The 20,768-nt window shown below is 37.6% G+C and carries 25 protein-coding genes; 15 read left to right on the forward strand and 10 right to left on the reverse strand.

What is annotated here, in order from left to right; genetic code table 11:
- Positions 1 to 163: 163 nt before the first annotated feature.
- Together ABES03_RS11075 and ABES03_RS11080 are read right to left on the reverse strand one after the other, a co-directional pair.
- Positions 164 to 1,078, reverse strand: a complete 915-nt coding sequence (locus tag ABES03_RS11075) for a phosphotransferase (RefSeq protein ID WP_430117346.1) — start codon at positions 1,076 to 1,078, stop codon at positions 164 to 166.
- Positions 1,079 to 1,181: 103 nt separating this feature from the next.
- Entirely contained in the window at positions 1,182 to 1,865 is a 684-nt protein-coding gene (locus ABES03_RS11080; protein ID WP_430117347.1) for a DUF421 domain-containing protein, read from the reverse strand.
- Positions 1,866 to 2,063: 198 nt separating this feature from the next.
- On the opposite strand from ABES03_RS11080, the gene ABES03_RS11085 reads away from it, so the two are divergent.
- Entirely contained in the window at positions 2,064 to 2,348 is a 285-nt protein-coding gene (locus ABES03_RS11085; RefSeq protein WP_430117348.1) for a hypothetical protein, read from the forward strand.
- A gap of 82 nt (positions 2,349 to 2,430) precedes the next feature.
- Here the strand turns inward: ABES03_RS11085 and ABES03_RS11090 are convergent, their stop codons facing one another.
- Complete coding sequence (locus ABES03_RS11090; protein WP_430117349.1) at positions 2,431 to 3,201, reverse strand: hypothetical protein; 771 nt, start codon at positions 3,199 to 3,201, stop codon at positions 2,431 to 2,433.
- Positions 3,202 to 3,357: 156 nt separating this feature from the next.
- Positions 3,358 to 3,933: a YitT family protein gene (locus ABES03_RS11095; protein WP_430117350.1), complete on the reverse strand. Its 576-nt coding sequence runs from the start codon at positions 3,931 to 3,933 to the stop codon at positions 3,358 to 3,360.
- Between the two features lie 145 nt (positions 3,934 to 4,078).
- Here ABES03_RS11095 and ABES03_RS11100 point away from each other — a divergent pair, with 145 nt between their 5' ends.
- Positions 4,079 to 5,101: an acyltransferase gene (locus ABES03_RS11100; protein ID WP_430117351.1), complete on the forward strand. Its 1,023-nt coding sequence runs from the start codon at positions 4,079 to 4,081 to the stop codon at positions 5,099 to 5,101.
- A 219-nt stretch (positions 5,102 to 5,320) separates the two neighbouring features.
- Here the strand turns inward: ABES03_RS11100 and ABES03_RS11105 are convergent, their stop codons facing one another.
- Entirely contained in the window at positions 5,321 to 6,226 is a 906-nt protein-coding gene (locus tag ABES03_RS11105; protein WP_430117352.1) for a DMT family transporter, read from the reverse strand.
- Between the two features lie 153 nt (positions 6,227 to 6,379).
- On the opposite strand from ABES03_RS11105, the gene ABES03_RS11110 reads away from it, so the two are divergent.
- The 4 genes from ABES03_RS11110 (at position 6,380) to ABES03_RS11125 (ending at position 9,153) form a co-directional block, all read left to right on the forward strand.
- The gene (locus ABES03_RS11110) at positions 6,380 to 6,988 is read left to right on the forward strand and encodes a sterol desaturase family protein (protein WP_430117353.1); all 609 of its coding nucleotides are present in this window, start codon (positions 6,380 to 6,382) and stop codon (positions 6,986 to 6,988) included.
- A 148-nt stretch (positions 6,989 to 7,136) separates the two neighbouring features.
- Positions 7,137 to 7,505, forward strand: coding sequence for a Gp49 family protein (locus tag ABES03_RS11115; RefSeq protein ID WP_430117354.1), 369 nt, complete (start codon positions 7,137 to 7,139; stop codon positions 7,503 to 7,505).
- Positions 7,506 to 7,614: 109 nt separating this feature from the next.
- Positions 7,615 to 8,625, forward strand: a complete 1,011-nt coding sequence (locus ABES03_RS11120; RefSeq protein WP_430117355.1) for a hypothetical protein — start codon at positions 7,615 to 7,617, stop codon at positions 8,623 to 8,625.
- Positions 8,626 to 8,784: 159 nt separating this feature from the next.
- The gene (locus tag ABES03_RS11125; protein ID WP_430117356.1) at positions 8,785 to 9,153 is read left to right on the forward strand and encodes a VOC family protein; all 369 of its coding nucleotides are present in this window, start codon (positions 8,785 to 8,787) and stop codon (positions 9,151 to 9,153) included.
- 238 nt (positions 9,154 to 9,391) lie between these two features.
- Here the strand turns inward: ABES03_RS11125 and hpaB are convergent, their stop codons facing one another.
- Both hpaB and ABES03_RS11135 read right to left on the reverse strand, forming a co-directional pair.
- Entirely contained in the window at positions 9,392 to 10,837 is a 1,446-nt protein-coding gene (gene hpaB, locus ABES03_RS11130; RefSeq protein WP_430117369.1) for a 4-hydroxyphenylacetate 3-monooxygenase, oxygenase component, read from the reverse strand.
- A 304-nt stretch (positions 10,838 to 11,141) separates the two neighbouring features.
- Positions 11,142 to 11,297 carry a hypothetical protein gene (locus tag ABES03_RS11135; protein ID WP_430117357.1) on the reverse strand — a complete coding sequence of 52 codons (156 nt, stop codon included), beginning with the start codon at positions 11,295 to 11,297 and terminating at the stop codon, positions 11,142 to 11,144.
- A 105-nt stretch (positions 11,298 to 11,402) separates the two neighbouring features.
- Here ABES03_RS11135 and ABES03_RS11140 point away from each other — a divergent pair, with 105 nt between their 5' ends.
- From ABES03_RS11140 to ABES03_RS11165, 6 genes are all read left to right on the forward strand, one after another.
- Positions 11,403 to 11,927 (forward strand): dihydrofolate reductase family protein, encoded by a 525-nt coding sequence (locus ABES03_RS11140; RefSeq protein WP_430117358.1) that lies wholly within the window; start codon positions 11,403 to 11,405, stop codon positions 11,925 to 11,927.
- Between the two features lie 502 nt (positions 11,928 to 12,429).
- Entirely contained in the window at positions 12,430 to 12,855 is a 426-nt protein-coding gene (locus tag ABES03_RS11145; RefSeq protein ID WP_430117359.1) for a DMT family transporter, read from the forward strand.
- Between the two features lie 39 nt (positions 12,856 to 12,894).
- Positions 12,895 to 13,590, forward strand: coding sequence for a Crp/Fnr family transcriptional regulator (locus ABES03_RS11150; RefSeq protein ID WP_430117360.1), 696 nt, complete (start codon positions 12,895 to 12,897; stop codon positions 13,588 to 13,590).
- Between the two features lie 32 nt (positions 13,591 to 13,622).
- Positions 13,623 to 14,111 (forward strand): DMT family transporter, encoded by a 489-nt coding sequence (locus ABES03_RS11155; RefSeq protein WP_430117361.1) that lies wholly within the window; start codon positions 13,623 to 13,625, stop codon positions 14,109 to 14,111.
- A gap of 65 nt (positions 14,112 to 14,176) precedes the next feature.
- Positions 14,177 to 15,001, forward strand: a complete 825-nt coding sequence (locus ABES03_RS11160; protein WP_430117362.1) for a cupin domain-containing protein — start codon at positions 14,177 to 14,179, stop codon at positions 14,999 to 15,001.
- A gap of 939 nt (positions 15,002 to 15,940) precedes the next feature.
- Positions 15,941 to 16,279, forward strand: coding sequence for a hypothetical protein (locus tag ABES03_RS11165; RefSeq protein WP_430117370.1), 339 nt, complete (start codon positions 15,941 to 15,943; stop codon positions 16,277 to 16,279).
- 142 nt (positions 16,280 to 16,421) lie between these two features.
- Here ABES03_RS11165 and ABES03_RS11170 read toward each other — a convergent pair whose 3' ends face one another.
- Entirely contained in the window at positions 16,422 to 17,006 is a 585-nt protein-coding gene (locus tag ABES03_RS11170; protein ID WP_430117363.1) for an HAD-IA family hydrolase, read from the reverse strand.
- A gap of 286 nt (positions 17,007 to 17,292) precedes the next feature.
- On the opposite strand from ABES03_RS11170, the gene ABES03_RS11175 reads away from it, so the two are divergent.
- Positions 17,293 to 17,841 (forward strand): GNAT family N-acetyltransferase, encoded by a 549-nt coding sequence (locus tag ABES03_RS11175; RefSeq protein WP_430117364.1) that lies wholly within the window; start codon positions 17,293 to 17,295, stop codon positions 17,839 to 17,841.
- Positions 17,842 to 18,213: 372 nt separating this feature from the next.
- Here ABES03_RS11175 and ABES03_RS11180 read toward each other — a convergent pair whose 3' ends face one another.
- Together ABES03_RS11180 and ABES03_RS11185 are read right to left on the reverse strand one after the other, a co-directional pair.
- Entirely contained in the window at positions 18,214 to 18,711 is a 498-nt protein-coding gene (locus ABES03_RS11180) for an NUDIX hydrolase (RefSeq protein WP_430117365.1), read from the reverse strand.
- Positions 18,712 to 18,955: 244 nt separating this feature from the next.
- Positions 18,956 to 19,282 (reverse strand): hypothetical protein, encoded by a 327-nt coding sequence (locus ABES03_RS11185; protein ID WP_430117366.1) that lies wholly within the window; start codon positions 19,280 to 19,282, stop codon positions 18,956 to 18,958.
- Between the two features lie 216 nt (positions 19,283 to 19,498).
- Between ABES03_RS11185 and ABES03_RS11190 the strand changes: the two genes are divergently transcribed.
- Positions 19,499 to 20,068 (forward strand): sigma-70 family RNA polymerase sigma factor, encoded by a 570-nt coding sequence (locus ABES03_RS11190; RefSeq protein WP_430117367.1) that lies wholly within the window; start codon positions 19,499 to 19,501, stop codon positions 20,066 to 20,068.
- A complete protein-coding gene (locus ABES03_RS11195) occupies positions 20,052 to 20,744 on the forward strand; it encodes a hypothetical protein (RefSeq protein ID WP_430117368.1) in 693 nt (230 codons plus the stop codon). Before ABES03_RS11190 ends, ABES03_RS11195 begins: the two co-directional genes overlap by 17 nt.
- Positions 20,745 to 20,768: the final 24 nt, after the last annotated feature.

Genomic DNA, 20,768 nt, shown 5'->3' on the forward strand with positions numbered 1-20,768 from the left:
AATCAATATTTAAATATCAAGAAAAAACAGCAAATCCTGGTTTGCTGTTTTTTCTTGCCTTATAACCATTTTCATTTTGCTGAAACCCTGGGTACATAAGGGTTGGGGGAAACTAATCAAACGTTTAATTAAATTCATCTAGTATGCAGGTGAACCTGATTTTTCAACCCTCTAATGCCAAAAGCAACGTGGAACGGCATTCATATACCAAGTCTTTATCCTTTAAATCTTCTCCATATAAAAGAAGCACCAGGATCGAGTAAATAGCTTTAAATCTTGCCACTTTTTTTACTTCAGATGGAACATCACCATATAAGTTGAAGAATTGCTCCCTGCCTTCTGCAGGTAAAAAACTATAAGCAATCGATAAATCTACGGCTGGATGTCCAATATGGGTATCACCCCAATCAATCACTGCTGAAACCCGGCCGTTCTCATCCACCAGCATATTGCGGATATGTAGATCACCATGAACAAGTGTCTTCGTGTCATCCTCTAATGGCTTTTCAATGGTTGAGAGGAAGGATTGCAACAATTCCACAGCATTTTGGTCTATTAGTCCTTTTTGATTTGCTTTTTCAATATTGGAGGCAAGCATGGGCATTCTTTTTATAATATTCATTCGTTCGAGCTGGTCATAGGGAACCTGCAGCTTTTGCGCCTCGATTACAGGAAAATCATGAAGCGTTCGCAAAAAACGGGCTAATGGTTCAACGGACTGCATCCGCTGTTCCTTTGTCAGCCTCGCAGGTGTTTTTCCAGGTAGGATTTCGTAGCCGCCAAATGGCCACGGATAATCTCCCTCTGGTATTCCTTGAAACTTAGGGTTCGGAATGGGGATGGGAAGCAATGGTTCAATCACTGGAAGAAGCCGGTTCTCGGTTTGAATCAAGTTGGCTGCAATTTCTCTTCGAGGAAAGCGAAACACGTATTGATTGTTCACGAGAAACACCGAATTATCGAAGCCCTCTCCTAATACCTTCAGGCTTGCGGGTTTCAGCCGCGAGAATTGTTTTTCAATCATCCGTCTGACTTCTTGTTCTGAAATGACTCGCTCTGGAGACCATGGTTGGCTCATTTATATCAACTCCAGTATAGTATAGCCTTTCATTATTATACCGTAACTGCACTTTTGTGGCCCCATACGAAACGCAGCAATCCTCTAATGACTGCTGCGTTATTTAATGATCCTGATATAAATCTATGTACAAGTTTCCTTGCGTCCCGACCACAGCATATAAGATGTCAGCTATCTGAATGTTCCTTTTTTGGAGTTCAGCATGTAACCAATCTTCCTTATAAGGGGAGTTGGTCAGATTTTCGTAGAGTATTTTGCCGTTAATGACTAGTTCCACTGGAACCCTATGTGGTGCTGTGGGTATTTTTAAATCCTTTCGTGTGATATGTTGGTACTCGGCTTTTTTTAATACAGACAGGGAGCCGCTTACCTCAAGTATCGCCCATTCGACTTCCTCAATGTTGAAAATTTCTTTTCCGCGTAACTCCTGTTTTAGCATATCTAATGAATACCCAATCTTCTTTAACGATTCCTCCATTATTTTTCCTTCATGAATTAAAGTAGTAGGCTCTCCTGAAATCCATGCCCTTAAGCGGTGGTTTTTCACAGATAGGATGTTCAATGTGAAAATAACTAAGCCCATAATAACAAATGAAAGGATAAAGTAGAGGAACCTAATATGATTATTAAAGGCTAAATTCCCTGCAATGGTCCCCATTGTAATAGTAGCGATAAAAAGATGGTATGTTTTTTGGAAAATGGTCTGTTTGCCGAGCATATGTACAAATATCCATAAAATAATAAAGGCTGTAAAGGTTCTAAAGATTATTTCTAAAGATCCTGACATCACTTTTCTCCCTTGCAACGGACGACTGTTAGTTTGTGTTATTTTGTTCTTTCTCAAGTAATTTATTCTGTTATGCCCTTTGTAAACGGAAGAAAGTCGGGTAAGAGAATATATTTATCTGATCAAATAATTATAGATTGATAATGAATGGATACAATATTGTTAAGGTATATAATCATTTTTGAAGGTGTGGAATCAATGGATTTTCCAACTATACATACAAATTTTTGGGATGCTGTTATTGCAGTTCCCTTAGTTATGTTGCTCACTCAACTTATTAAAATATTTCTGAAGTTACCAAGAAAATTCATTCCAACTGTTGCTCAACTATTAGGATTAGGTATCTCCATATTCATAAGTCACCGACATCACTTATTCGCAGGTGTTTTCATGGGGTGGTTTTATGGATCTGCTGCCATTGGTGCCTATGCTTCATTAAAAACAACCCTTATGGCCTTCAGAAGAGATAATAACCATGAGTAATTTTTAAAGGATCATTTAAATAGAAAATAATTATGGGACTGCTTATGCAATCCCAAATAAATTGTTCACCCAATTTAGTATGTCAAGCTTCTTGATAGGCAGACGATTCCTTTAATAGCTGTTCCCAATGTTCAAAAAGCCCAATGGCAGCTTGATAGTCATCTTGGTCTGCTTCATTATCTGCTTGTAGTTTTACTGTTAATTGACGGCAGGAATCTTCCCATTCTTCTAAGCTTTCGAGATCAAACAGTTTTGAAAACCGTGGTTTCATATTTTCCCAATTTGCATAAAGGTTCATGCACCAATTTAATAGTTCATCACGGTAGCGGTGTGGTTCCTCAAATTCCATAACATAATTGGTTTCGAATTCCATCTCCTCTGGGAAAGTACTTGTTTCCATAGAGTCCTCATGGGAGTGTGGTTCCTCAAGCTTCATATCATTTTCGGATTCTACCTCCGTCATCTCATGGGGGGCCGGTTCCTCTAGGTCCATATAGGTTTCAGGCTCCACTTCAATCATTTCTTGAATAGGGCCTGATTCGTAAAGTTCTTCACGTTGGTCCAACTCCATAGGATGATCAAAAGTGACTTCCATCTCTTGGCGTGCCTCTGTTTCACTTAGCAACATTTCCCACTGTTCAAATAAACGTAAAGCAGTTTGATATTCACTGTAGTCCGACATGGATTCTGCCTGTAACTTCTCTGTTAATTGAAGGCAGGAGCCTTCCCACTGCTCTAGGCTTTCCGTATCAAAGATTTGAGAGAACCTCGGTTTCATAAGATTCCAATTCGCATACATGTTATGACACCAATCCAACAAATCTTCGTGGTACTGTCTTTGCTCTTCTGTCATTTCGAAACATTCTCCTTACCCGGGTTAGTTTAATTTTCTAAAAAGCATCCTCATATTCACATTTAAAACGAACACAATCTCATACTATGTATTACGATTGTCCTAGGATTAGACATTTACCTAGATACTTTTTACAAAAAGAAGAGAGCCTGGAATTTACGGTTGATGACCGGCAAAAAAGGAAGTGGTTATCCCCACTATAGTAATGGCCAGGCACGAGTAGAAGAAACTGTCTAATGAAAGTACAGTAAAACCTGCTAAAACAATAAGTCCATCAATAACAATAATGACAAGTGCTATGTTCATGGAAAAGGTGCCTGAAATGATTTTAGCAAGTAAGTCGGTTCCTCCAGTGCTCGTCTTGTATCGGAGCATTAATCCCACTCCTGTACCAATAATCCCACCTCCTATTAATGCACCTGTGAGGTGGGAAACAGAGAATTGGTGTCGAAGGGGAGCCAGTAAATCGATGAACAAAGAAGAGAGTAACAGTCCTTGTAAACTGCTAAAAAAATATCCTCTTTGATTCAGTGATGCGAAAATACAGATCGGGAGGCTTAAAGCTACCATTGTGATGCCTGTCTGAAAATCAAAGAAGTAATGAAGAATTAATGCGATTCCGAGGATCCCGCCATCAATTAAATAATTAGGTACTAGAAATCCATTTACCCCAATTCCTACTAATAAACTGCCAATAATAGTAGCCATTAATTTCTGAAAAATAACAATCACCTTGTCCTGTGTTTTTACTCTATAAATATGTGGAATCCTTGAAAATAAGAAGTATTTACAAATACCTAAATAAACATAATGCTATCCGTATAGGAAATAATAAAGGGAGGCAGCCAAGAAAGTAACAGGGATAGAGGGCAGAAAAATGGAAAGAAACTATGCGATCGACTTCATAAAATTTTTTGCGATAGTGGCAGTTGTCATCATTCATACATTCCCTAGCGATGACAAGCTTGGATTCTTTTTACTGGATAACTTTTCTAGGTTTGCTGTACCGTTTTTCTTTGTTGCTTCAGGGTACTTGTTCGGTCTCAAAGTGATAAAAAATTCCCAACCCGCAGGCTATTTTAAAAGATATGTAATAAAAATACTAAAAATATATGTTTGCTGGCTTTTATTTTATATTGGTTATGATGTGCTACGGATGTCTTTAAATGGTGGGGATGTTAAACACGAGTTATCTAAGTATTTGGAGGTATTAACACCTTTAAATCTCTTTTATTATGGGCATGGAACAAGTGGTTATCAATTATGGTTTGTAATTTCTCTGGCATGGAGCACTTCTGTTGTCTACCTATTCTTTCGGTTGAAAAAAATCACGCTCCTATTAATCCTTAGCCTTTGTTTAAATATAGCCGGTCTTTTTGGGCAGTCGTATTCTATCTTCTATGAAGTTTCTCTAGTCACACGGGATGCCCTATTCATTGGTTTATTTTATACTAACTTAGGATTTTGGTTTGCCAACAGGCAGCCTTTCCTACAGTCTTTTAGATTTGAAAAAGGGACGTACTTATCTTTGATTGGTTTCTTCTTAATCCTACAGGCTACAGAAGGCTATTTTCTAACAAAGGTATTAACTGCCAAGCATGGAGAATACTTTTTATCGACTATATTGCTTACAGTAGTTTTGTTTTTCTTTACCTGCAATAATCCGCAGCTCGGAAAGGGAGTATGGATCACAAAAATAGGCGGAAATGCTTTGGGAATCTATGCGGTCCATGTTTTATTGATTGATATTGTAGATATTTTGTTTAATTCTTTCGGTTTGGGGCATTTTTCTCATCATTTAGTATGGAACTTGTTGGATGCCTTCCTTGTTTTTACGTTATCGTATATAATTTATTACTTTCTGCAAAAAATAAAGCCCCGCCAGCCTTTCTGGAGGTGAATGGGGGGCGGTTTTGTTTGTTTTTAAAAGAATTCTACACAAAATCAAAGGAATTCTACAAAACTCCAAGTTATTCTACACAAAATCAAAGGAATTCTACAAAGTTTCAAGTTATTCTACAAAATCGAAGAAGAATTCTACAAATTTTGTAAATTATTTCCAAAACCAACATCTAAAAGGCTGCAGGACACCTTCCACAGCCTTTTTGTATTATTAGATTTATGGTGAAGTAGTAGGAGTCTGACTACTCTTCGCCAATTTCACTTCAAGCCTTTCACTTACAAAAGTAGAGCCCAGGATTAGAACACCGCCAAGCATTTGCACCCATGTCATGCTTTCGCTTAAGAAAATTGCTGCGATAATGAAGGCGGAAATCGGATCAATATAGCTGAGAACCGCAATCGTCTGCCCCTTTAATTCCTGAAGAGACGTAAAGTATAAGAAATAAGCTAAGCCGGTATGCACAATCCCGAGGATCAGGATAAAAATGAGCGACGTTGAATCTAAACTAGAAAAATTAAGGTCTCCCTGCCACAGGATATAGGGAAACAGGACCACGGCTCCAGCCAATAATTGAACTAATGTGAGTTCAAAACCAGATAGGTTTTTAATAAATTTGTTCATTAAAATCACGCTGGCATATAACGCCGCCGCCAGTAGGCCATACAAAATACCAACCGCATGATTCTGAGAGCCGCTTGTGCCACCAGCACCCGTATAAACTACCAAAAATAGCCCAATCATCGCTGTTACGATGCAAGCAACCTTGACACTTGTCAGCTTTTCCTTCAAAATCCATGGAGCTAAAATCATGACAAAGATCGGCGCGAAGTAGTAGCTAATGGTCGCATTGGATATGGTCGTATATCGATAGGATTCAAATAGAAAGATCCAATTCAGGCCAATAGCCGCGCCTGATAACAGGAGTAGAAGGGCATTTTGTTTTAACGCTTTAAGCGATGGCTTATGCTTGAATAGAAAACTAGCAATAAGTAGGAATAGACTACCGATGACTCCTCTTAAAAAGGCAATTTCACTTGAAGTTAGATGATCAATCTTTTTGACAAATACCCCGATGCTTCCAAAAATGAGCATGGTGATGATGAGTCTCATTTTTCCGTTCATGTAGAACCCCTCCTAGTTATTCTTAATCGAAACACAAATTGAGGCACTTTTCAAACTATTTTTTTCAGAGATAAGATCAAATAAATAGTAGTGATATTTTTTTCAGAATATTATAAAATTATTAGTGATGTGTAAGTAAAAGGGGAGTGTGTGATGAAGAAGGTGTATCGAGATTTCTTTTTACATTTTGACATTTTAACCATGTTCTTATTGGTCCTATCCGGAGTGATTTTTGTGGTTAGTGTGGGAGTAGAAACAGCATTTGTTTTTTACTTTTTACTTGGCCTATTGACCTTTGCCTTCAGTGAATATTTGACACACCGCTTTTTGTTCCATTTGAAAACCCCTAAGAATCCGCACTTTTTGAAATTTCTCAAGAGAATTCATTACGATCATCATATTTATCCCGATGATTTAAAGCTTTTGTTTCTGCCGTTATGGTACAGCCTGCCAAACTTCTTTGTTATTTGTGCAATCTTCTATTTCATCATGGGTGATTTTACAGGAACGGTCACGTTTGGAATAGGATTGATGACTATGTTGTTAACCTATGAATGGAAGCACTACGTAGCCCACCGGCCATTGAAGCCGAAAACGAAATTTGGTAGATGGGTGAAGAAGGTTCATATTCTTCATCACTATAAAAATGAAAATTACTGGTACGGCGTGAGTACGCCTTTTGCTGACTATTTATTTGGTACGTTTAGAAAGGAAAAAGAAGTGGAAACGAGCAAGACGGCTAAGAATTTGGAGATGAGGTAGTTTTTACAAGGAAAATTAAAATCAGATTAAATTTGACATACCTTCGATTTGTTGAAGGTATTTTTTTATGGATATGAAATATATAAAGTAACACAGCCTTAGAAAAATTCATCCTACAAACCATTCAAGTAAAGGGAGAGCGATTCGTATGTTCATCGATAGTATTTGTCCGAAATGTGGGGAGATCAATCAAGTAGAACATAAAGGGGAAAAAATTCTTCTAGTCACGTGCAAGAATAAACATATGTATGACCATGTAGTGATCCCATATTCTCGTACCCAGCCGATAAAGGATGAAAAACGGGCAAAGTTAGAGGAAATGATTGTAGAGAAGAAGTTTCATCGAATGAGTGATAAATCCACTATTTGTCTATTAATATTTAAAAATGGATACGAAATAGAAGGACGTTCGACGGTTCGTGATGTCGCAGATTTTCGCAACATCATTGGTAAGGATAAGGCCTATGAGCAAGCCCTGAAGAAGGCGATGGTGGCGTTAGGGGCGTTCTTAGTTTAAGAAAAAATGACGATCCTTGGTTAAGGGGATCGTCATTTTTTATCTAGTATGGAACTTTTACCAATTTTAATACGTAGTACACTATTATGTAGGAAGGATGGTGATTCATTTGGTTTTTGGAGCTGTGATAGGGGCTCTTGTGCTGGTAGGAATCGTTACAGGAGTAGCGATATCAGCGACAAAGGATCGACCTAAATTAGCGAAAGAAAATATACCTGAGCGGTTGGGTGTGCTGACCGATGTTCCAGTGACACCATTGCTTGCAAAATTAGATTCATCCCTGAATGCTGATTATATTGAACAAGTAAAGTATCGTTTTCTTCAGGAGCATCCGAAACAGAACGAAGATGAATTCGAATGGCGTCTATTTGAATTAAAACGGTATTTTTTGCTTTCCAATATGTTAAAAGAAACGCCTATGTTTAGTGCAGAAGTGGATGAAGTCTGGCATACCATGCTGCTTTTTACGCAAAAATATCAAACTTTCTCAGATCGCTTTGTTGGAAGAATGCTTCATCATACACCTAACACGAAACCAACGCCTGCACCACAGGAACGAGCGTTTTTTGATTGGGTATTTTCTCATTTGTTCACGATTACCGAGTATAGTTGGAAGTCGTGGGGCAATTTTTTTAGATACCCCTTAGATCAAAAGGTTTTACAAGAGTTTAAGGAAGAAAGCAATGAATGGTTGATTAATAGATACTTTAAGATGAATGAGGATAACAGGGGGACGGTTGAGTATCTTGTTATGCAAATGAAGCACCAAGTCATAAGTGCGGAAGAAACGTATCATATGAATTCAAAAGGTCAATTTACGAAGCAGCGACATTATGGTGAAATGACGAATTTGGGGCTTGCTATGGTATTTTTCTCTAGTTTTTACTTTGATAATTATTGGAAGTATGCGAGTGAGTATACGTATGCGAAAACAGTGAATCATACAAGCGGCTGCTCAACGGCAGTTTTTTGTGGGACATCTTCATATGATCATGATAAAGGCGGCGGTGGGCATCATGATGGCGGCCATCACGGTGGCGGTCATGATGGTGGTTCCAGTTGTTCGAGTTGCTCCAGCGGGTCTAGCTGTTCTAGTTGCGGAAGTGGATGTTCCTCTTAATGGAGGAACTTTTTAGAATGAGCCTGGATATCAGTTTTATAAGGACGGATGCATATTTGATGGCGACACCCCTTTTTTTAGGTGGAAATTTCATACAGAAAAGGAAATCATAAGAGTGTGTAGAATATTTATAATAATACCAAAAATAGGGGGCTGGAAATGGGTAGCCAAGTTTGTGTTATAGGCATTTACGTACCAAATTTAAACAAAGCAATTGACTTCTATACCAATACGTTAGGTTTTCAATTAAACAAACAATATGGTTCAAAGATTGTAACACTCGTTCACGGAGAGATACCAATTGTAATAGAGGAAAAAGAAAATGTAGCCTATAATCAAGATAATAAGATTTCAGGTGTAGTTTTAGCATTAAGAACTGAGGATATTTATGAAACAGTTAAACTCTTAAAAGAAAAAGAAGTGAATTTTATTGTAGATGAACCAACTACTTGTCCTCCAGGAAAATATATAAGTTTTAGAGACCCCTTCGGAAATATTTTAGAATACATTCAATTTGAAAATATGTAACAGATGTTTAGTCCAACATAAAATTGTTGGGCTTTTTTGGGGCTTCCTATTATTCAAAACTTCGTTAGTTTAAGAAGTTTTTCACCTGAATTTTATCATATTTCGCTTGTGAAAATGCTAAAAGCAGTGAGATTTCAATAGCAAAATCTCACTGCTTTTATATGTTTTTATACTTGTTTTTTCTCGCGGGAACTTTAAAAGAGAAAGTCTTATTATTAATATTATTGCAGCTCTTATTTTAGTGTAAATCTAGAAAATCACTTACGTTCTTTACATGCTCACTTTTTGGATAAGTTTGGTATAGAGTACTAGACAGCCGTATCGGATCGCCAAAAAAGTATCTTTCATAATGTGTTTGTCTCGTTCCAAATGAGCTCATGGTCAAATCCCAAGCTAAACGAAATATTTTTACCCGTTCTTCAGCAGCCTTACTTGCACCCTGGAGATACTGGTCAAGGTCCGTCCGAATACCAGACTCAAATGCTTTTTCAGTCGGTAATGATACCATTCCACTTGCCCCAATTAATTGAATAATCTCGCTGAAACGGGGATAAATTCGCGGAAAGACGTTAGTGGCCACTTGCAGGGGAAGAAGGCTAGGTCGCATGTATCCCCATTCATCTAGTTTTGCATCCTGTTCAGACTTCTCCAATAAAGCCTTCATGGTTTCAAGTCCGATGATGATTTCAGATAATTTTTCTTGAATATGCTGGTATTCCTTAACATTAATCGTCTCTACCAAAAGTTCCGCAATGCCTAAGACAAACTCTGTTTTGACAATTTGCCTAGTAAGTACTTGGTGCGTGGCGAAATGATGGAAAGAGCTATGGAGCATGAAGTCAGATGCTGCTTCGACATTGTCATAAAAGAATACTCGGTCCCAAGGGACTAACACGTTATCAAATACCACGATGGAGTCCATCTCCTCATAACGGGAGCTTAAGGGGTGGTTAAAGGGAGAGTCTCCGCCTACAAATGATTCCCTACAGATAAACTTTAGACCTTCCGTATCAGAAGGGATCGAAAAGGCAAATGCTTCAGCTGGGTCCATGAATTTCTTTGGAGCGGTATAGACTAGTACTTCATCCGTTATTCCACCCTGTGTAGCAAGGAGCCGAGCACCTTTAATGATGATTCCTTTTTCATTTCGATCAATTACTTTTGCGGAAATGGGTTCTGTAGAACAGTCAAAATTGTATTGGGAACGATTAGTTTGAGGAGTAATGAATGTATGTGTAAAGCATAGGTCGTTTTCTTTAGCTTTTTCATAGACTGCTAGAATATTTTCGGGGAAGCAGTTTTCTTTTCCCTTCAAGAGGGCAGCCGAAGAGGAGGCAAAGCTCATCAAGATTGTGTTCATATAATCTGGACTTCTGCCCATCAAACCATTCGTGTGCCTTGCCCAGATTTCAATCATTTCTCGTCTTTTCTTTAGATCCTCCTTAGTTTTCGGCTGCAAGAAGGAAAGGCCTATTAAGCTATTCGTTTTTGGAGATAGGTAAGTCATTTTATTAATAAACTCCCTATCATTCTGCAAATCATAAAGCGATGCTTTTGTTTGCAGGATGCCTTTAAAGGCAGGATGTTCAGAAAGCATTCCCTTAATTTTTTCACCGTCATACCAAATTTCAGTTTTCATGTTATTTAATCGGTCTAAAAAATGATTCCCCGTAATAATTCCCATATGCACACTCCCAATTTTTGAAAAATCGTACATGTCAGCTAGTTCTATTTTATTGGATAACCTGTTGGCCTGTTCCAATAGGATAAGCCTTGTTTTAAATTGGGAAAAGTAAGGGTACGTTTTTTGAAATAAAGGGAATGTTTTCTTTTCTAAATCAGTACTGGCTCCGCCTTCGCCATATACCATGATAGCCACACGCGCTATCCCCACTATTTCCTACTATACCCACAATTTATTAATAAACTATGTCATTTTTGTTAGGAACATATTAATCATTTGTTACAACTAACAAAACAAGCAACCTCTAATGGCTGCTTGTTTTGTCATTTGGGAGCTGTGGTTTTGTGGGTTGTTCCATGAACTCAGCCAATTCCTCTTTCATTTGGTCGAGATTTTCCTCTGTTTTGGTATCCCAAATGCTATATTTGATTTGGTTGGGTTGATTTTCTTTTTTCATCATATTGTAGGTTCACCTCGATTATTAGGGTTTCTATTAATAGTAGAACTATACGTTTTTGTTTATACTAAATGCCTAGGAATGGCGTATGAAAGGGGAGACGAATTTTTGGCAAGAGAGATTGTTTTATTTATAGCCGCAAGCGTAGATGGGTTTATTGCAAAAGAAGGCGACGATTTAGATTGGTTACACGAAACCGAGGGTGAGGGGGATAACGGTTTTTCTGAAATGTATGAATCGATTGATACCATCATTATGGGGAAGAAAACATACGATTATGTGGTAAGCGTAACTGATACGTTTCCTCATTCAGATCGGAAGTGTTATGTGTTCTCGAGATCTGAGCAGGGGTCGAATGGTGACGTTGAATTTGTAAATGAGGATGTTATTGAGTTTACCAAAAGGTTAAAGCAACAGGATGGCGCGAAAATATGGATGGTTGGCGGCGCTGAATTGCTTGATGCGTTTATGAAAGAAAAATTGATAGATGAAATCATTATAACTTTTTCGCCTCACATACTTGGTTCAGGCGTTCCGTTATTTAAAGCTCCCAATCCGGAATTATCGTTAACTTTGCTTGAGGTAAAGCGGTTTAACCAATTTGCGCAGATGCATTATAAGGTGAAACATTAGGCCTTTTCATTTTTTTGAGAAGGTCTTTTTTTGGTGGATTTTCGGATTCGCTGATAAATTTGAGATTCGCTGATAAAAGCCTAAATTCGCTGATAACGGCCTAAAATTCGCTGATAAACTTTGTGATTACTTTGTTGTAGTGTAATTTTACACCGATCGGCACCTTCTATGAGCCCGAATGCTTCAATCAAAGGTGGATTCGGTCGCATAGCCTGCTTCTATGAGCCCGAACTCTCAAGCCAGAGGTAGAAAAGGTCGCATAGCCTACTTCTATGAACCCGAATCCTCCATCCAGAGATCAAATGGGTAACGTAAACCGCCTATATGTGACCGAACCCATCAACTGGAACCCAAATGAGTTACATAAACTTCCTTCTTTTTCAAAAAAACAATTCCTTTAACTAAAATAAATACCTTTTTTTACAATTAGGACATATGTCCTTCCCTAGACAGCTCAAAATGCATTTTAATTAAGTTAAATCAACTAGGGAGAGTGAACTCGATGAAAGGTATCTTTTTTGCGTTTTTAGCCGGGGCGTTTATTACCCTGCAGGGAGTAGCGAATACACGGATTAGTAATGATATAGGTACATGGCAAGCTGCAACCATCACTCAGTTTACTGGCTTTATTGTGGCACTGCTTATACTAATGTTCACTCGTGAAGGAAAATGGCAAGGATTTAAACAGGTAAAACCGTTATATTTAGTCGGCGGTACCTTCGGGGCGGTTGTCGTTTTTAGTAACGTCACGGCTATTCAGCATATAGGTGTTACCTTTACAGTTGCTGTGATCCTGATTGCTCAGCTATGTCTAACCTTTATAATAGACAGTAACGGATGGTTCGGCCTAACGAAGCAAAAAATGAAGCTGCCGCAATTTATTGGTATCGGAATGATGATTGCAGGGGTATTGATTCTTAGATTTTAACATTTGAATGGTTTGCAGGCGGAAGGGTGGGGGGCAGTGATGAAGGAAATAAAAGATCGTGAGCAATTACAAACGTATATAGAGACATATCAAATAGAAGCCATATTCAATGAACAATTAATCCCGTATTTGACTCTATACAGCTTTGAAGAAGGGGAACTTATCTGTTCTCAGGGAGAACCTTCCGAGTATTTGTACGTCCTTGTAAAGGGAAAGGTTAAAATCTATACCAACTCGGCGGAAGGGAAAACCCTCATCTTATCGTTCAAGACACCGCTTGAAGTAATAGGTGATCTTGAATACGTACAGGGGATTGATTTTGTTAATACAGTAGAGGCTGTTTCGTCGGTTAGTATGATAGGTATTCATCATCGCTGGTTGAAAAAATATGCAAAAGACCATGCACCATTTCTGCAATTTTTATTGGAAATCATCACGAAAAAATTTCATGTGAAATCGAAATCGATGAGTCTGACTATCATGTATCCCGTCGAAGTTCGATTGGCCAGTTATCTCATGTCGGTCTCTTTAGACGAATCCGTTTCACTTAATAAAAGCCAGATAAGGATTAATATAAAAGATACGGCGAATTTAATTGGGACCAGTTATCGTCATTTAAATCGCGTGATTGCTCAATTGTGTGAAGACGGATTGATTGAGCGGAATAAAGGTCTTATCCTGGTGAAAGACAGGGAACGATTACGGATGTTGGCAGGAGATAATATTTACGAATAAATTTGAAATTGAACTAACAGGGGAGTAGAAGTATGATTCTAGGTCTATTATTCTCATTGATCGCTGGGGCGTTACTCAGCGTACAAAATATATTCAACAGTAAGGTAAACGAACGAGCGGGATCCTGGGCCACGACCACATTAGTACTAGGGTTAGGTTTCTTAGCATCCATGGTTTTCGGCCTGCTCTTTGAAGGAAAAGAATTATTTCATCTACAAAATATGAAACTTTGGTATTGGTTCAGTGGTTTACTGGGGATAGGAGTGGTCACCTTTATCGTTCAGGGCATGAAGCACCTTGGACCCAGCTATGCCATCTCGATCGTCTTTGCCTCACAGCTCGCATTTGCTTTATTGTGGGACTCTCTCGGGTTATTAGGGTTAGAAAAAGTTCCATTTACTTTTAAGCAGTTAATTGGTGTGCTGGTAATTGTCGGTGGGGTTGTTGTTTTTAAATTTGGGGGTAGACGGGAAAGCCAAGTACAGGCTAAAAAAATGGTAGAGTTAACAAATGAAGTTTGAATCCAAGTACCTTCCCTTCACAAGTGCATAGGATAATTTTATAAACTGTGAAGGGATTGAGAAAAATGTACTATGTTCCCTATATGTATCCTTATCCAAAACCTTATTATGATAATGTTCCAATGTCTAACTATGGAAGACAGTCTGTTTATTGGACTTATCCTTATGGGATAGAGCAGTCTAACAGATTTGATTCATTTCGCACTTCCAACGGTCATGGAAGTGTTCTTTTAACAGATTATGGACCGAATCCATTTGTCGTTAACATCAATGAAGCATCGAAGCAAAACAATACGTATCGTACGGCTTTATGGACAGGGGCACATTTACAAGTTACTTTGATGAGTCTAAATGTGGGCGAAGATATCGGTTTGGAAATTCATCCAAATGTTGATCAATTTTTACGGATTGAACAAGGCCAAGGGATTGTTCAAATGGGCAAGAGTAAAGAGGATTTAAACTTTCAAAGAAATGTCTATGATGATTCTGCCATAATGATACCTGCTGGAACATGGCATAATGTAACCAATACAGGTAATATTCCGCTAAAACTTTATTCGATCTATGCTCCTCCTAACCATCCATTTGGTACTGTTCATGGTACCAAAGCAAATGCAATGGCTGCGGAAGAAGGCAACAGTCATGACCATGGAAATACAGAGGTTTTTGGAAGGACTCCAGATGAATGGATACAGCATACGGAATTTTTGGTGAAAGAAGGATTAGAGGATGTTAAAAGAGGAATAAATGCTACACATATTCTCCAAGAATTTATTCTAATGGGAGTTCTTGTAGGGAAAGGGTATACTCCTGAAAAAGCATATGAAACAGTAGAAGAATGGGAACGTACAGGCAAATCCAAACTTCTTGTGCAAAGCAAAAATATGTAGTAGTAAAGTAAAATCAAATTAGAAATCAATCTTTCAAATAACAAATAATGTTAAGCAATTGGTACCTCAAAAAGAGAACGGCTTACTACTTGATAAGCCCTTTTTCTTTAGAGGGGTGTGGAAGATGTTTGTTGGTGCGTTTTTTATTAAGTAAATTTTTGGTCAGTTTAAAAAAATAAAGAATTTTTCCCATCCTGGTAGGGAAAAGTAAGCTGAAAAGGGGGAAATGAGTTTCATGCCTATGATCATTAGGATTCTTCAGCTTACTTTACCGTGGATTTCCATTATATTTCTCCCGAAGAGGTCTTTTAAGCGCTATTTGCCTGTTTCTTTTTTCGCTTCAGTCCTTGTATGCGGGATGTGTTTATTGGCAGGTCCATTAAAATGGTGGAATAGTGAAGGTGGTTGGAAAACAAGACTGCTAAACGAGAGCAGTTTTATTTTTGGACCTTTCTTCGTAGGTACATTATGGATTTTCCATTTTACCTTCGGGAATATAAAAAGATATTTTCTAGTTAACTTACTAATTGATTCGCTTTTTTCCTTTCCACTAACCTACCTTTATCAAAAGGGAAAATTATTTAAATTAAACAAATTTAAACCTGTACACATATTTTTAACCTTCATAAGCTATTCTTTCATTATTTATGGATTTCAACTGTTGATACAGAAAAAAGTGGAAAAATGGAGATGACGTCGCCTATTCGGGTGGCGTTTTTTATTTGTTGAAACTATATAGGAAATAAAACGTCTATTTTTTATAGAGTAATCTAGGGTTTAATACCTTCTTGGTGGATGCTACGGCAACGTTTGACCGAAAAGGGCCTGACGTAACCTTGTATCATGCAGAAGTACTTGAGAAAGCCTAGTGTTTAGTTGGAAATATAGAAAAATCACAGATAAAATAGGGTGGGAATACGGGAAAGTGGGTTGGAGTTAGTGAAGGTCATAACGTTATGCGGTTCTACTAAATTTAAAGAGCAATTTGAAAAAGCAAATGCCTATCTGACACTGCAAGGAAACGTCGTGATTAGTCTAGGCTTCTTTGAGCAAAGTGAAGGCATAGAAATAACACAGGAGCAAGAAGAGCTATTTGCCAAAATTCATTTTCGTAAAATGGATCTGGCCGATGAAATTTTTATTATTGATGTTAATGGTTATATTGGAAGTAGTACTAGAAAAGAAATTGAATATGCGACAAACGCTGGGAAGCCAGTTCGCTATTATTCTCAAAGTGAACTTGTAGCTCAAGAGGAAATAGCAAGCACGGTAAGCTGAATAAATTGTATTACTATGTCCTTTTAATGATGGTGAAAAACTAATCAAACGTTTGATTAAAATCTAGGAGCACTTGATACGTAAGGGTTCGCGAAACTAATCAAACGTTTAATTAATAAAACTAGACCCCTTGATTCAATGATCAAAGGTTTTTTTTTAGCTGGTTAAGAACCACTGGAGTAAAATCAGCATAGCTGTCTATATGAAAATCAGCTTCAATGTCTTGGTTTTGAAAGGCTACCGTTTTAATATTTAACTTTCTAGCCGGAATCAAATCTAAGTCACGGTCGCCTACAACTAAATCGATATGGTGACTTTTTAGTACATACTCATAAGAAGCACTATGGGGTTTTCTATTGAAGCCTTGCTCTTCAACAGAAACCACTTCTGTAAAATACTTTTTCAAATTGTATTTTTCAAGAAGGAAGATCGTTGACTCCTTATCACGGTGAGTAACAATAATATTATTTTCAACAGATGCGAGGACCTCTTCTAACTGCTCAAACGGTTGGCTCTCATTTTTTGAATAATAGTTATGTAATCTGGTGTATTCTTCACGTTGACTTTCATCGATTCTATAGTGTTTAAAAGCAGTCTTGGAATCCTTTTTCAGCCATCTCAAAACTTCCGTGCGATCTAGATTCTGTTTGCTTAAGCTGATGAATCCCTCGACAAGTGCCGGATAGGTATCAAAAAGAGTCCCGTCGAAATCCCATAGTATGTTCATAAATACCCCTCTTTTTATAAATGTTTTGTTTTTTAAAGACAGTAACATAGAATGAAAGAAAAAGGAATAATTTCTGCGAAATTACTGATAGTTTTGAGAACTAGAAGCCAAACTGCCCCTCTTTATTGTGGGGCATAGCATTGGTGGAGTGATTGTACTTGATTATACTTTAGGTTATAAAGCAGTGGATTTCACAACTTCAATAACTAGAAATTAAAAGGAAGGTTAGTTTATAGATTAATACTTAATGATTCGATGGCTATAATTAAGCAAAGGGTGGTAAAAAATGCAAACTGGAAAAATATATTTAAAGTATCTAGAACCAAATGATGTTGATGAATTACTAAGATTAAGAAAACAAAATCGAAAGTTTTTCCAGGCATATGAGCCGGTAAGAACTGATATACATTTTACATATGAGACACAATTGAATGAAATTCATCAATACAGATTAGATGCAGAAAGTGATAATGGTTACACTATGGGTATTTTTTCAAAAAGCTCTAATAAGCTAATGGGGAGAATTTCCTTATCTGGTATAGCTCGGGGTCCCTTTCAAAATGCTAATTTAGGGTATTACTTAGATAAAGAACAAAATGGAAAGGGCTATGTTACTGAAGCTGTCTCCTTAATAATAGGTTTTGCTTTTGGGGAATTAAACCTCCATAGAATACAAGCTGCAGTAATGCCAAAAAATTTAGGCTCAATTAGAATACTTGAAAAAAACGGGTTTCGCAAAGAAGGGTCCGCATTAAGGTACCTCAGTATTAACGGAGTATGGGAAGACCACGAAATCTATGCATTAACAAAGGAAGATTATACTATTCATAGATAAAGAGATAATATTGTTTACTTAAGCAAGGCGTGTAGCTCTGCTTTTTTATTTTTATTGGTAATTGGAAGTGGATTTCCACCTTTTGTGGAATTCCCTCTTGAATTTGTAGAATAAGTTGAAATTTTGTAGAATTCGCTCTCGATTGTGTAGAATAACTCTGGGAATCAGCCCTTTTGAGGTAGAATTGGGGATTTATTTCCAAACTTTGTAGAATCCTTCCTCGATTTTGTAGAATAAATTATAATTTTGTAGAATTCCTCCCAAATTTTGTAGAATTATTCACTCAACCTGTAGGATTTTCCTCTAGATTGTTACTTTCCCTGTTAAGTAACAATAGTCCCCCTCTCAAAGCTTGGAGGGGGACTATTATTTTTATTTAAAAATCCTAGTTAACCACTGTTCATCCCACTGGAAATATAGTTCAGCATTCCCTTCTAGTGAAAATAAATGCTTAGGATAAGGCAGAGCCAGTTCTGGCATGAGGTCGGGGCTAAAATAGCGGAGTTCAGCAGTCTCGTTATCTATTGGATTTAACTCCCCACTCTGAATCTCGCAATCAAACATAAAGATGTTATATTCGACCTGATGACCGTTAGGATATTGGTAACGATAGTCTTTTTCACCAAAAACGCCTAGTAGTTTCTTCGGGACAACAAGTAATCCTGTCTCTTCCCATACTTCACGGACAACCGCTTCAGCTGGTGCTTCTCCAAGCTCAATTGCCCCTGCAGGTAGACTCCATTTTTCGCCATTCCCTTTGTTCTGTAACAAAACGTCTCCGGCCTTATTCCGAACTATTCCGGCCACACTCGGCATAAAAATTAACTCATTGCCTACTTTCTCTCGTAGTTTTTGATAATACTCAGACATTCACATAAACTGACCACCTTGCAAAATTATGATATCTTCCTAAATTCTTTATGGAAAGGCAAGAAACCTGCATGAAAAAACTAATTAAACGTTTGATTAAATTCATTTTGTGTTTCAAAATTAGCCTTATGACAGTATTGAATGCTTATCCGACAGTTTTCAAAAGTTATCCGATAGTAATTTGGGTCCATCCGCCAGTAAATCACGTTCCACTCTCCAAGAGATAAGTCATCAGCAGTACCTCTTAGTCTATTTTTCTAAGAATATAACAGCTACCATCTTCAGTGAAATATAAATATTCTCCGTGGTCGACATTAAAATCTACATTCTTTTTGTCATAAATCAGTTTGGAGATCCTTTCATATTGTTCCACAAGTTCGTGGGGAGGATTAAAAATAATAGCCTGACTGTTACTCGTGGTAACAAAGCCCTTGGGGTTATACTTTCTTTCAGGTTTCAATTCTGCTTTCCAAGAACCATCCAAAAGTAATGAGGTTGCAATGGTCCTTGTCTTTCTGTTTTGGATCGACCAAACCTTTCTGCAATTACATCGATGTATTTTGTGCTTCATTGGCAGATACCTACTTTCATTTTCATTAGATAATATTAGGGTCATAGGCATTTTATTCAGTGATTGAAAGAATTATTTATGGACAACCAACAGAATCGCCACGTTCCCTCGTAAACTCGAAAATTTATAAATTTTGGTTTCGTAAAAAAATTGAATAAAAAACCGGTAAAGTATCGTCTAATAAATTAGGATAGAAAGTATAGAACGGGGGACCCGATGAAAATAAATAAACCGAAGCAGCCGGCTCCTATTGATGTATCGAGCATTAATAAGGAAGCCATGCTAGAGGAACTAGTGGAAACAATGGGAAGCAAGATCCTAAAGCTTGCGTTTACATATGTTAAGGACCAAAAAGTTGCAGAGGATCTCACGCAAGAAGCATTTTTGAAGTGTTTTAAGAACTGGGATCATTTTCGAGGAGAATCCTCCTTGAAAACTTGGGTTTATTCGATAACCATCAACCTTTGTAAGGATTATTTGAAGAGCTGGTCCTTTAGGAATTTGCTTTATTTAGATTTTGCTCCTAAGCAAACCACAGTGATGGACAGCGTATTAGATCAGGTTTTAGAAAGATCGCAAAAAAAGGAATTAGCTGCAGCTGTGCTTAACTTGCCTGTAAAGTACAGGGAAGTGATTATTCTATTTTATTATGAAAATTACCGTGTAGATGAAATCTCACTTCTTTTACAACTAAATGAGAACACGATTCGGACGCGATTAAAAAGGGGAAAAGAGCTTTTACAAAAGAAGGTTCGAAAAGAAACGAGGGATGATGATGGAAGATGAGCTCCGTTCATTAAAGGAATGCCTCGATGATACCTATTTTAAGGAATTAGAGCTTTCCAAGACCATTAAAAAGAAAATAATTAAGCAATCTAAAAAATCTTCCCGAACATCTCAACACATCCAAAGGTTTACATATGCAGCCAGTTTGGTCCTAGCAGTGGGTTGCCTTTTCCTTCTGGTACAAAGTTTTATCCAAGTACCAAAAAACAAGCAAGCCAGCATTTCTACCGTTCGGCAACAGCAGGTAGCTTTAATCCATTTTCAAAATGACATTATTAAGCTTGTTAGCAAACAAAAACAATCAGAGACCGCCTTTTTAACAGCGATTGCGACAGGAAAGCCCAAAGAAGAAATTGAATTGAATCGTGTGGAAAGTATGAAGCAAGGGGAGGAGATTGTCGGAAGTCTCAAAGGGATGGTGATACCTTCTGAACTTTCTCCGTATCACGGTATAATTCGTAAGAGTTTAATGGAATTAGAGACGGCATACAAACTGAAGAATGAATATTTCAGGGACTTGACTCCTAATACCTACCAAGGATTTTCGGTGGATTATGAGTATGTGGATAAATTATTTCAATTTGACCAGATGATGATCCCCGTATATAAAGCAGTAGAATTTAGACCAGTAAGCTATGTTGGCTATTTTAACTTAAGAGATTACAGAGAAGAGTAGTGAGAAGGGGACAGTCCCCCGGCG

It is taken from the genome of Neobacillus rhizosphaerae, from assembly GCF_050477885.1.
GTDB classification, from domain to species: Bacteria; Bacillota; Bacilli; order Bacillales; family Cytobacillaceae; genus Neobacillus; species Neobacillus rhizosphaerae_A.

What these genes read in the sequence shown, in the direction of transcription:
- ABES03_RS11075 (WP_430117346.1), bottom strand. Translation starts at nt 1,078, where the DNA reads ATGAGCCAACCATGGTCTCCAGAGCGAGTCATTTCAGAACAAGAAGTC.
- ABES03_RS11080 (WP_430117347.1), bottom strand. Translation starts at nt 1,865, where the DNA reads ATGTCAGGATCTTTAGAAATAATCTTTAGAACCTTTACAGCCTTTATT.
- ABES03_RS11085 (WP_430117348.1), top strand. Translation starts at nt 2,064, where the DNA reads ATGGATTTTCCAACTATACATACAAATTTTTGGGATGCTGTTATTGCA.
- ABES03_RS11090 (WP_430117349.1), bottom strand. Translation starts at nt 3,201, where the DNA reads ATGACAGAAGAGCAAAGACAGTACCACGAAGATTTGTTGGATTGGTGT.
- ABES03_RS11100 (WP_430117351.1), top strand. Translation starts at nt 4,079, where the DNA reads ATGGAAAGAAACTATGCGATCGACTTCATAAAATTTTTTGCGATAGTG.
- ABES03_RS11105 (WP_430117352.1), bottom strand. Translation starts at nt 6,226, where the DNA reads ATGAACGGAAAAATGAGACTCATCATCACCATGCTCATTTTTGGAAGC.
- ABES03_RS11110 (WP_430117353.1), top strand. Translation starts at nt 6,380, where the DNA reads ATGAAGAAGGTGTATCGAGATTTCTTTTTACATTTTGACATTTTAACC.
- ABES03_RS11115 (WP_430117354.1), top strand. Translation starts at nt 7,137, where the DNA reads ATGTTCATCGATAGTATTTGTCCGAAATGTGGGGAGATCAATCAAGTA.
- ABES03_RS11125 (WP_430117356.1), top strand. Translation starts at nt 8,785, where the DNA reads ATGGGTAGCCAAGTTTGTGTTATAGGCATTTACGTACCAAATTTAAAC.
- hpaB (WP_430117369.1), bottom strand. Translation starts at nt 10,837, where the DNA reads ATGGGAATTATTACGGGGAATCATTTTTTAGACCGATTAAATAACATG.
- ABES03_RS11135 (WP_430117357.1), bottom strand. Translation starts at nt 11,297, where the DNA reads ATGATGAAAAAAGAAAATCAACCCAACCAAATCAAATATAGCATTTGG.
- ABES03_RS11145 (WP_430117359.1), top strand. Translation starts at nt 12,430, where the DNA reads ATGAAAGGTATCTTTTTTGCGTTTTTAGCCGGGGCGTTTATTACCCTG.
- ABES03_RS11150 (WP_430117360.1), top strand. Translation starts at nt 12,895, where the DNA reads ATGAAGGAAATAAAAGATCGTGAGCAATTACAAACGTATATAGAGACA.
- ABES03_RS11155 (WP_430117361.1), top strand. Translation starts at nt 13,623, where the DNA reads ATGATTCTAGGTCTATTATTCTCATTGATCGCTGGGGCGTTACTCAGC.
- ABES03_RS11160 (WP_430117362.1), top strand. Translation starts at nt 14,177, where the DNA reads ATGTACTATGTTCCCTATATGTATCCTTATCCAAAACCTTATTATGAT.
- ABES03_RS11170 (WP_430117363.1), bottom strand. Translation starts at nt 17,006, where the DNA reads ATGAACATACTATGGGATTTCGACGGGACTCTTTTTGATACCTATCCG.
- ABES03_RS11175 (WP_430117364.1), top strand. Translation starts at nt 17,293, where the DNA reads ATGCAAACTGGAAAAATATATTTAAAGTATCTAGAACCAAATGATGTT.
- ABES03_RS11180 (WP_430117365.1), bottom strand. Translation starts at nt 18,711, where the DNA reads ATGTCTGAGTATTATCAAAAACTACGAGAGAAAGTAGGCAATGAGTTA.
- ABES03_RS11185 (WP_430117366.1), bottom strand. Translation starts at nt 19,282, where the DNA reads ATGAAGCACAAAATACATCGATGTAATTGCAGAAAGGTTTGGTCGATC.
- ABES03_RS11190 (WP_430117367.1), top strand. Translation starts at nt 19,499, where the DNA reads ATGAAAATAAATAAACCGAAGCAGCCGGCTCCTATTGATGTATCGAGC.
- ABES03_RS11195 (WP_430117368.1), top strand. Translation starts at nt 20,052, where the DNA reads ATGATGATGGAAGATGAGCTCCGTTCATTAAAGGAATGCCTCGATGAT.